Below are 9148 nucleotides of genomic sequence, written 5' to 3'. Positions count from 1 at the left end.
GCCGGTCACCGCGACGCGTGATGCGGCGACTGCCAAAGGCATCGTCGTCAATGGCCTGCCGATCCTGATCAGCCCGTCGCCCACCTTCAGCCATCTCGACCAGTATTATGCGCAGTGCGTGATCGGCGGACCCGGTTCCTTCGTGCTGCCTATCTATGCCGCCGCCGAGTTTTCGACAGCCATCCGGCGCAAGCTGCTCCTGGAAGTGAGCGGCATTCAGGACGAGGTGAGAAGCATCCCCGTCGACGCGGCGACGCCGATAGACTGCCTACAAGGCGAACGGGACAGGCGGTTTCTATCGGATCCGTATTTTCCCGAACTTGACCGTTGAGCTCTCGACAGAGGGGTTAACGCGATCCGGAGGGAAAACCGTTCCACAATTTCCCGGAATCCCTCTCGGCTTAAGCGGGCCGGGCACCAAATTGATTGCGAAACTCGTTGGAGAGATCGCGGCGCCAGCGCCGGCCATGGACATAGCCTTGCATCAATTCCGGCAGCGAATAGCCAAGCGTTTTGGATGAACGGTTGGCCATGTAGCCCTGAAATGCCTCCGGTATCCTGCCTCGCAGGATGTCGGCGATGAGTTGCCGCGAGATCATGTAAGGCGGAATGTGCGGGTAGGCATGGGCAATATGCGGATGTTTGCCCATCAGGTTCGCATAGGCCTCGACATAGCCGTCACGGCGGCCGGAAATCGAGTTCTCCGAATTGTATTTCGTCCAGTCCAGATCCCTGGACAACTGCGCACCGAAGCGCCGCGCAAGGCGCAGCAGCAATTCGCGATCCTGCATGCGGGTGATGTCGCTGTCGTAGCCGCCGATGGCCAGCAAGGCTTCGCGGCGAGCCGTGATCGCGGAGCCGGCAATGAAGATGGTCTGCCCAACCAGCGTCCGCTCCAGCATTGCGGGGCTCACGAACGCCTCGGGGTTGACGCAGTTTGTGATGCGATTGCCTTTCAGGGACACGAACGAACTGATCAGCACTTGCAGTGCAGGATTTTCCTCGAACCAGGTCAGGGTTCGTTCAAGCCGGTGCGGCATATAGATGTCGTCGGAATCGAGGAACGTCACCAACGGTGCCCGCGCGCGCTCGATGCCGGCATTCCTGGCTGCGTTGGCGCCTCGCCATTTCGCCCCGACATAGATCAGCCGCGGGTCCTGGATGCGGGCCAGCGCCGCTTCGGTTCCATCGGTCGAACCATCGTCGACGACAATGTGCTCAAGCCTCGACATGCTCTGGGAGAGTACGCTTTCCACGGCGCGCAACACCGTTTCGCGTCGGTTGTGGGTCGGCGTAATGACCGTGATGAGAGGTGTCGGTTCGATGGTTTTGCCCATTTTGACCATAGTGCTTCAGCTATGTCCCACGTAGAGGGGCACGTTTTCAACCTCGTCCCGAACCAGCCCAAGGGCCATGGCCGCTTGTGCACAAAAAACCAGCGCGCAAAAGGCCAATCCGACGATCAGTGCAAACGGGATCTGCCATGCCGGCATTCCGAGCCGAGTTGCATGCGTCAGAATACGCCCACCCACTTTCCAGGATGTCGAAAACCAACGTCTTGTCGCCTTCAGCACTCGCGCGGCTTGGGATGGCGATGCCAGTGCCACATATTTCCGGTCCGCATCGCGCCCGGTGACCAGGGCACGCCAAAAGAAAAAGCGCCAACCGCGCGGGGGATAATGGCTGGCCCGGGCATCGACTCTGACAAAATCATGCCCGCTTGCTCGTAACTGGCTGGTGAGCAACGTGCAAGAAACCTTGAATCCATTGCTGGCCGGAAAGGGATGGCCGGCTAACCAGCTTCTGCGGAAGGCGCAATTGTTAGCGTTCATCGCGCGCTTGGAGGCAAAGCGTCGATCACCATCACGCAGCGGGAAGAACCACAGAAGCGCAAAGGTCCGCGACGCGAAATCGTCACAGCCGAGATAGGTGTAACCGTTCACGGCGATCGTCTTCGGATCCTGGAGCGGTTTGAGAAGTGCCGACAGCCAGCCGTCTTCGATCACTGTATCGGAATCGCAGAAAATGACGATGTCGCCCTTGGCCAACGCGGCGCCTGCGTTCTTGACCTCATAGTACCGGCCGCCTGTGCAGGCGCTGAAGATCGTGTTTGCTACCATGCCAAGTTGCGGAACAATTTCGGTGAGACGATGCCGCAGAAGCGGTGTGTCGGTATCTGGTCCGCTGTGAACGACGATGACCTCCGGTTTTATGTATTGACCGGTTGTCGTCACGGCTTCTATTTCCCGTGCCAAAGCACTGAACGAAACGCCGATCTCATCTTCATTGATGGACTTGGCGTTTTCCATTTCGACAACGATCGAATAGGTCAGGTTCCCCGCTCCGTGCTTCGCTCGGCATCGCGTCCGGCATGACGCTACGAAAAACATGCTCCCGTGTCATCATCTGGTTGCAGAGTTCAATCCGTCCGCAACCACGAATTCGCAACCTTGCGTCTCAACGGCAACACCCTGAGGGCCGGAGACTGGAAACCGCCTCAGGATCACGCAGGCCGATTCGTCACGATCGCCTCATCTCATTCTTATTACTTTTGGGGTAATCGAATTCTGTCACGACCCTTGGCAATCTGTGCCTGCGGAGCCGGCAATCGGCTTCGATTGAAAGGGAGTGCACTTATGACCGCTTACGCCGTCGCCCATATGCGCCAAGCCACGATGGGCCCGCAGATCGTCGAATACCTGCACAAGATCGATGCCACGCTGGAACCTTTCGGCGGCCGTTTTCTGGTCCATGGCGGCGATGTCGAGGTGATCGAGAACAACTGGCCGGGTCATCTGATTATCATCGAATTTCCCGACAGGCAGCATGTGCATGGCTGGTACAATTCGCCCGCCTATCAAGCGATTCTGGCGCTGCGCACGGACAATTCGGAGGCCGACGTGGTGTTTGCTGACGGCGTCGAACATCCGCACAAGGCCACGGACATCCTCGAATAGCTTGCGGCTACTGCCGTTTCAGCAAGAACACTGCCTGCTGGCCGAAGAAGTTCCAGAACCACCACGGCATCGACAGGCCGATCTTCTGGCCGTTGGCGTCGAGAGCGGTTGCCTTCTCGACTGTCGCGCCGAGCTCGTCGCACAGATTGACGAAGTCGCGGATGGTGCAGAAGTGGATGTTGGGCGTGTCGTACCAGGAATAGGGCAGGTCCTTGGTCACCGGCATGCGGCCGTTGACGAACAGTGACAGACGCACACGCCAATGGCCGAAATTGGGGAAGGAGACGATGGCGCGATTGCCGATCCTGAGCAGTTCGTCGAGCACCAGCTTCGGGTTGCGGGTGGCCTGCAGCGTCTGCGAGAGGACGACGAAGTCAAAGCCCTTATCGGGATAGAATTCGAGATCCTTGTCGGCGTCGCCTTGGATGACCGAGAGGCCGCGCGCCACGCATTCGTTGACGCCGCGCTGCGACAGCTCGAGCCCACGGCCGTCGACCTGCTTGCTGTCCTGCAGCAATTCGAGCAGCGAGCCGTCGCCCGAGCCGACATCGAGCACGCGCGACTGTGGTGGGATGAGGTTGGCGACGACTTCAAGGTCGACGCGCTGGTCGCGGTTGACGCTCATAGGCCCAGCCCTCTCGCCCTGGCGGCCGAGCCGATGAAGCCGTTGATGGCGGCAAACAGTTCCGGCTCGTCGAGCAGGAATGCGTCGTGGCCGCGGTCGGTCTCGATCTCGACGAAGGATACCGATGCTCCGGCGGCGTTGAGCGCATGCACGATCGAGCGGCTCTCCTCGGTCGGAAAAAGCCAGTCCGAGGTGAACGACACCAGGCAGAAGCGGGTTTTCGTGCCGGCGAAAGCATCGGCCAGCCGGCCGCCATGGTCGGCGGCAAGGTCGAAATAGTCCATCGACCGCGTCATGTAGAGGTAGGAATTGGCGTCGAAGCGATCGACGAAGGTCATGCCCTGGTGGCGCAGATAGCTTTCGATCTGGAAGTCGGCGTCAAAGCCGAAGGTCAGCGCTTCGCGATCCTGCAGATTGCGGCCGAACTTGCGGTGCAGGGCGGCTTCCGACAGGTAAGTGATGTGGGCGGCCATGCGCGCTACCGCCAGGCCCTTTTCCGGGCGTTTGCCGTGCTCGAAATATTTGCCGCCATGCCAGTCCGGATCGGCCATGACAGCCTGGCGGCCAACCTCATGAAAGGCGATGTTCTGCGAGGAATGGCGCGCGCCGGTGGCGATCGGCAGCGCCGAGAAGACGCGCTCCGGATAGCTCGACGCCCATTCCAGCACCTGCATGCCGCCCATCGAGCCGCCGAGCACGCAAAACAGTTTTTCGATGCCGAAATGGTCGATCAGCATCTGCTGCGCCCGCACCATGTCGCGAATGGTGATAATGGGCAGGTCAAGCCCATAGGGCTTGCCGGTGGCGGGATTGGTCGAGGCCGGACCGGTGGACCCAAGGCAACCGCCGATGACATTGGAGCAGATGACGAAGAAGCGATTGGTGTCGATGATCTTGCCGGGGCCGATCAGCACTTCCCACCAGCCAGGCTTGCCGGTCACCGGATTGGTGCTGGCGACGTGCTGGTCTCCGGTCAGTGCATGGCAGACGAGGATGGCGTTGGAGCGGGCATCGTTCAGCGTGCCGTAGGTCTGGTAGGCGATCTGGAACGGTGAAAGCAGCGTGCCGGCGTCCAGCTTGAGCGGCTTGTCGGATCCAAAACGCAAAACCGGGCTCGACGGCTGGTCGACCTCGTTGTTGGTTTTGCGGGCACGCAGAACGGCCATGACATCCATCTCACACTTTGAGCCCACGCATCGCGTTTGTCGAAAGTCGATGCCGATACGGGTGTCCGGCCGGCGCGGACAACAAAAAACCGGCATTGCGGTCGCAAAGCCGGTTACAGGATGCAAACGGCCCTTTAGCAAGTTGTTTAACGTGGCTGCAAGCCGACCGGCCAAATCACCACGGAAGTTCGCACCCCTTCTAGGGCTGTGGCGCGCCGTCGTCAACGGCCAGCCCTGGGCGATGGCTGTCGCCTCTCGACATTGCAGGCCACGGCTTGTATTTCCGCTGCGGCTTCCCCGAGGAAGCGTTCTCGACGGATTTTGCGACATGAGCCAGACACCGGACCAGGCACGTCCAACCCCGCGTGCGGGCATCATGGACATCGACGCCTATGTGCCGGGCAAGAGCACGGCGCCCGCCGGCGTCGCCAAGGCCCACAAGCTGTCATCAAACGAGAATCCGCTAGGGCCCTCGCCGAAAGCGATCGAAGCCGCGCGCGAGATTGCCGGCAAGCTCGACATCTATCCCGACGGCACCGCCAGGCGGCTGCGCGAAGCGATCGCCGAGGTGCATGGCCTCAACCCTCAGAACATCATATGTTCCAACGGTTCCGACGAGATTCTCGGCCTGCTGGCGCAGACCTATCTGGCGCCCGGCGACGAGGCCGTCATCACCGAACACGCCTTCATGGTCTACAAGATCTACATCCAGTCGGCGGGTGCCGTTCCGGTGACGATCAAGGAAACAGATGAGCGCGCCGACATCGACGCCATCCTGGCCGCGGTCACGCCGCGCACCAAGATCGTGTTCCTCGCCAATCCCAACAACCCGACCGGCACCTATGTGCCGTTCCAGGAGGTGCGCCGGCTGCATGCCGGCCTGCCCAGGCACGTGCTTCTGGTGCTCGACGCGGCCTATGCCGAATATGTCCGCCGCAACGACTATGAGGCCGGCATCGAGTTGGTCGGCAGCACCGAGAACGTGGTGATGACCCGTACCTTCTCCAAGATCGGCCTCGGTGGCGCGCGGATCGGCTGGATGTATGCGCCGATGCATATCGTCGACGCCATCAACCGCGTGCGCGGTCCCTTCAACGTCAATGCGACGGCGATCGAGGCCGGTATCGCAGCCATCCGCGACCGCGCCCATGTCGAGCGCAGCGTGGCGCACAACGAGACCTGGCTTGCCTGGTTGAGCGAGGAATTCACAAAGCTCGGGCTGCGGGTAACGCCGAGCGTCGGCAATTTCGTTCTCATTCATTTTCCCGATGACCAGAAGCATTCGGCGGCGGCGGCGGACGACTATCTGACGGCGCGCGGCTATATATTGCGGCGCGTTTCGGGCTATGGCTTTCCCAACGCGTTGCGCATGACCGTCGGCACCGAAGAGGCCAATCGCGGCGTTGTCGCCGCTCTCACGACATTCCTGAAAAGCTAGAGACCATGACATCACCGATGTTTGAAAAGATCGCGCTGGTCGGCATCGGCCTGATCGGCTCGTCGCTGGCCCGCGTCATCCGCCGCGAGGGGCTGGCCCGTCACGTAGCCATATCAACGCGCAGTGCGGCGACGCTGGCGCGAGCCGAGGAGCTTGGGCTGGGCGATAGCTATACCACCGATGCGAGAGAGACTGTCCGCGATGCCGACCTTGTCATCATTTCGGTGCCGGTAGGCTCATCCGGCGCGGTTGCCGAGGAAATCGCGCCGGCGCTGAAGCCGGGCGCGATCCTCACCGATGTCGGCTCGACCAAGGCGTCCGTCATCGCGCAGATGCAGCCTTATGTGCCTGAAGGCGTCCATTTCATTCCCGGCCACCCGCTGGCGGGCACGGAAAAATCCGGCCCCGACGCCGGTTTCGCCGACCTGTTCGACAATCGCTGGTGCATCTTCACGCCGCTGCCCGACACCGACCCGGATGCGCTGGAGAGGCTGTCGGAGTTCTGGCGCCGCTGCGGCGCCAACATCGACACGATGGATCCGCAGCATCACGACATGACGCTGGCCATCGTCTCGCATTTGCCGCACATCATCGCCTACAACATCGTCGGCACCGCCGATGATCTGCAGTCGGTAACCAAGTCCGAAGTGATCAAATATTCGGCTTCCGGCTTCCGCGACTTCACCCGCCTTGCCGCCTCCGACCCGACCATGTGGCGGGATGTCTGCCTGCACAACAAGGACGCCATTCTCGAAATGCTGGCGCGGTTCTCGGAAGACCTGGCGTCGCTGCAACGCGCGATCCGCTGGGGCGATGGCGAAAAGCTCTTCGACCTGTTCACCCGGACGCGGGCTGTGCGCCGCTCGATCATCGAAGCCGGCCAGGACATCGACGTGCCCGATTTCGGTCGCCAGGCCGTCGAGCATCCCGCGAAGGGCTAGAGCAATTCCAGGAAAAGTGTGAGGCGTTTTTCCCGGGAAAAGCGCTAGCGCTTTCCCTTGGGAATTGCGTCAAAACAAAAGCGTCAGTTTCAGGCTGGCCAGGCCTGCGCAACCATGGCCAGCGTCTCGGCCCTATCCGGCGCGCCCAGCCTGCCGCCGAAGCGCAGGCATTTGAGCGCCGCGGCCGCACTGGCAAAGCGCAAAGCCTGCTCGACCGGCATGGCTTCCGCCAACCCGACGGCGAAGGCGCCGTGGAAGACATCGCCGGCGGCCAGTGTGTCGACCGCCTTGATTTTCGGCGCCGCGACATGGCGCACACAGCCTGCGGAACGGTCGTGCCACCAACAGCCCGCCGCGCCGCCGGTTACCGCGACAAAGGCGTCGGTGCGGCTGGCGAGATCGGCGCAAGCCGTTTCCGGATCGAGCGCCTGGCCGCAGACGATGCGCGCCGCCGGCTCCGAAGCGACGATGTGCGTAGCGAGCGGCAACAGCTGTTCCAGGACCGGCAACGGTGCGGTGTCGGCATCGAGGATCGCCGGACGCCCAACGGCGCGTGCCGCCTTGAGTGCCAACGCTGCCGCGCCCGGCCAGCGGACATCGACCAGCACGGCGTCGAATGCCGTGAGGTCGGCGACCGGCAAGACTTCGGGATCGGCCTGGGCCAGCCCGTCATAGAACGGCACGATGATGCGCTCGCCATGCGCGTCGACCAGGATCGAGGCCAGCGCCGAGCGGGCGCCTCTGACGCGGCGCACAAAGGTGCAATCGACGCCTTCGGCCTTGATGCCGGCGATGAGCTGGTCGGCGACGGCATCGTCACCCGCACTCGCCCACAGCGATACCTCGGCCCCCAGGCGATGCGCGGCGCAGGCAGCACTGGTGGCCATGCCCGAGGCGATCTGGACGCCGTCGGAGGCAATGAACTTGCCTTGATGCACAGGCAGTGTCTCGACGCGCAGGATGGTGTCCAGCGTCAAGGCGCCAACGCTCAGCAGCTTCACGGGTTTTGCCATGGTTGAGCTATTCGACCGGCTTGATCTTGCCCAGCGGAATGAAGCCGAGCGAGGCCTTGCCCCTGACCACCTTCAGCGGCATCGACGGCTCGTTGCCGAGCACCGCCAGGGCAGAAAAACCCTGCTCGATCTGGCTTTTCTGCTCGGGTATGGCGGCGCCAAGGATGGCCGCCACCGCCTTCGGGTCCTTCAGCCTGATCATCAGATCGGCGTTGACCAGACCCTCGGCATCAACCGAGAGCGGTCCCGAAACGGTGATGCGCGCCGTGCCCGACGACAGGTCAAGGTTGCGGATCTCGATCGCCTGGCCACGAAGGCTCTTCACCTGCGTGCCGATCAGTGCGACACCGTTCTTCAATGTCACGTCGCCACTGGCATCGAGCGCCGGAAGCACGCGCCCGCCAATCGCGCCGGGGTCGATCTCGAGATCGCCGAAACTGCCGAGATAGTCGATATCCTCGCCGTTGGGCTGCAGCTGGCCCGATGCCTTGCCGGCGCTGAACAGTTGCACCGGATCGGTGTCGTCGGCCGGATCGGTCTGGCCGGACAGGCCCTCCGCCTCCAGAGAAATCCGCTGCGGCAGCGGCCACCACAATTTGAAATTGGCCTGCAGATTGTCCCAGTCGATCCACAGCGGCACCATGTCCGGAACTGAGGTCCTGAGCGGGCCGCGCAGATTGGCAACCGGCGACAGAGGCTGGATGATCTGGGCGGCTGCGTTGAAACTGCCGGCTGAGGCCGCGATGTTCCTGGCATCGTCTTCATAGGCGAGGTTGTCGCAGGAGACGGTAAAGCTCAAGGGATAGCCGCTGACCTGGAGATTGGCGCAGCCGGCCTCGACGCCATTCTTGTTGAGCGTGGCGACCGCCTTGTCGGCCTCGCTCCTGACGCGGTCGGCCAGATAGAACCAGCCGCCGCTGTAGAGGGCGAACAGCAGGACGATGAATGCTGCAAGCCAGAACAGGCGGCGACGGTTACTTGGCTGGCGTTCGTCACTTGACGTCATGC

General features: G+C 62.2%; 10 protein-coding genes and 1 riboswitch. Of the genes, 4 read left to right on the top strand and 6 right to left on the bottom strand.

Features of this window, described 5'->3' with window-relative positions; genetic code table 11:
• Positions 1-331, top strand: a 331-nt coding sequence (locus EN906_RS12905; RefSeq protein ID WP_127375204.1) for a DUF1194 domain-containing protein, incomplete at its 5' end; no start/stop codon positions are given.
• A gap of 70 nt (positions 332-401) precedes the next feature.
• On the opposite strand, the gene EN906_RS12900 is transcribed toward EN906_RS12905, so the two are convergent.
• Both EN906_RS12900 and EN906_RS12895 read right to left on the bottom strand, forming a co-directional pair.
• Complete coding sequence (locus tag EN906_RS12900; protein ID WP_127268374.1) at positions 402-1337, bottom strand: glycosyltransferase family 2 protein; 936 nt, start codon at positions 1335-1337, stop codon at positions 402-404.
• A gap of 15 nt (positions 1338-1352) precedes the next feature.
• Complete coding sequence (locus tag EN906_RS12895) at positions 1353-2309, bottom strand: glycosyltransferase (protein ID WP_236383418.1); 957 nt, start codon at positions 2307-2309, stop codon at positions 1353-1355.
• A 327-nt stretch (positions 2310-2636) separates the two neighbouring features.
• Here EN906_RS12895 and EN906_RS12890 point away from each other — a divergent pair, with 327 nt between their 5' ends.
• Positions 2637-2957, top strand: coding sequence for a DUF1330 domain-containing protein (locus tag EN906_RS12890; RefSeq protein ID WP_127268376.1), 321 nt, complete (start codon positions 2637-2639; stop codon positions 2955-2957).
• A gap of 7 nt (positions 2958-2964) precedes the next feature.
• On the opposite strand, the gene metW is transcribed toward EN906_RS12890, so the two are convergent.
• Together metW and EN906_RS12880 are read right to left on the bottom strand one after the other, a co-directional pair.
• Positions 2965-3582: a methionine biosynthesis protein MetW gene (gene metW, locus EN906_RS12885; RefSeq protein ID WP_127268377.1), complete on the bottom strand. Its 618-nt coding sequence runs from the start codon at positions 3580-3582 to the stop codon at positions 2965-2967.
• Complete coding sequence (locus tag EN906_RS12880) at positions 3579-4748, bottom strand: homoserine O-acetyltransferase (protein WP_127271091.1); 1170 nt, start codon at positions 4746-4748, stop codon at positions 3579-3581. Before EN906_RS12880 ends, metW begins: the two co-directional genes overlap by 4 nt.
• Positions 4749-4862: 114 nt before the next feature.
• A riboswitch (SAM riboswitch) is annotated at positions 4863-4940 on the bottom strand.
• A gap of 136 nt (positions 4941-5076) precedes the next feature.
• Here EN906_RS12880 and hisC point away from each other — a divergent pair.
• Together hisC and EN906_RS12870 are read left to right on the top strand one after the other, a co-directional pair.
• Positions 5077-6186 (top strand): histidinol-phosphate transaminase, encoded by a 1110-nt coding sequence (gene hisC, locus EN906_RS12875; RefSeq protein WP_127271089.1) that lies wholly within the window; start codon positions 5077-5079, stop codon positions 6184-6186.
• Positions 6187-6191: 5 nt separating this feature from the next.
• Positions 6192-7127 carry a prephenate/arogenate dehydrogenase family protein gene (locus tag EN906_RS12870; protein WP_206517072.1) on the top strand — a complete coding sequence of 312 codons (936 nt, stop codon included), beginning with the start codon at positions 6192-6194 and terminating at the stop codon, positions 7125-7127.
• A gap of 89 nt (positions 7128-7216) precedes the next feature.
• Here EN906_RS12870 and EN906_RS12865 read toward each other — a convergent pair whose 3' ends face one another.
• Positions 7217-8140: a sugar kinase gene (locus EN906_RS12865; RefSeq protein WP_127268939.1), complete on the bottom strand. Its 924-nt coding sequence runs from the start codon at positions 8138-8140 to the stop codon at positions 7217-7219.
• A 7-nt stretch (positions 8141-8147) separates the two neighbouring features.
• Positions 8148-9146 carry a DUF2125 domain-containing protein gene (locus EN906_RS12860; protein WP_127268941.1) on the bottom strand — a complete coding sequence of 333 codons (999 nt, stop codon included), beginning with the start codon at positions 9144-9146 and terminating at the stop codon, positions 8148-8150.
• Positions 9147-9148 lie beyond the last annotated feature (2 nt).

This window comes from Mesorhizobium sp. M7A.F.Ca.CA.004.06.1.1 (assembly GCF_003999135.1).
Classification (GTDB): domain Bacteria; phylum Pseudomonadota; class Alphaproteobacteria; order Rhizobiales; family Rhizobiaceae; genus Mesorhizobium.
Note: the sequence above shows the minus strand (reverse complement) of the source record. Positions and strands in the feature narration are given on the sequence as shown.

What these genes read in the sequence shown, in the direction of transcription:
- EN906_RS12900 (WP_127268374.1), bottom strand. Translation starts at nt 1,337, where the DNA reads ATGGGCAAAACCATCGAACCGACACCTCTCATCACGGTCATTACGCCG.
- EN906_RS12895 (WP_236383418.1), bottom strand. Translation starts at nt 2,309, where the DNA reads ATGGAAAACGCCAAGTCCATCAATGAAGATGAGATCGGCGTTTCGTTC.
- EN906_RS12890 (WP_127268376.1), top strand. Translation starts at nt 2,637, where the DNA reads ATGACCGCTTACGCCGTCGCCCATATGCGCCAAGCCACGATGGGCCCG.
- metW (WP_127268377.1), bottom strand. Translation starts at nt 3,582, where the DNA reads ATGAGCGTCAACCGCGACCAGCGCGTCGACCTTGAAGTCGTCGCCAAC.
- EN906_RS12880 (WP_127271091.1), bottom strand. Translation starts at nt 4,748, where the DNA reads ATGGCCGTTCTGCGTGCCCGCAAAACCAACAACGAGGTCGACCAGCCG.
- hisC (WP_127271089.1), top strand. Translation starts at nt 5,077, where the DNA reads ATGAGCCAGACACCGGACCAGGCACGTCCAACCCCGCGTGCGGGCATC.
- EN906_RS12870 (WP_206517072.1), top strand. Translation starts at nt 6,192, where the DNA reads ATGACATCACCGATGTTTGAAAAGATCGCGCTGGTCGGCATCGGCCTG.
- EN906_RS12865 (WP_127268939.1), bottom strand. Translation starts at nt 8,140, where the DNA reads ATGGCAAAACCCGTGAAGCTGCTGAGCGTTGGCGCCTTGACGCTGGAC.
- EN906_RS12860 (WP_127268941.1), bottom strand. Translation starts at nt 9,146, where the DNA reads ATGACGTCAAGTGACGAACGCCAGCCAAGTAACCGTCGCCGCCTGTTC.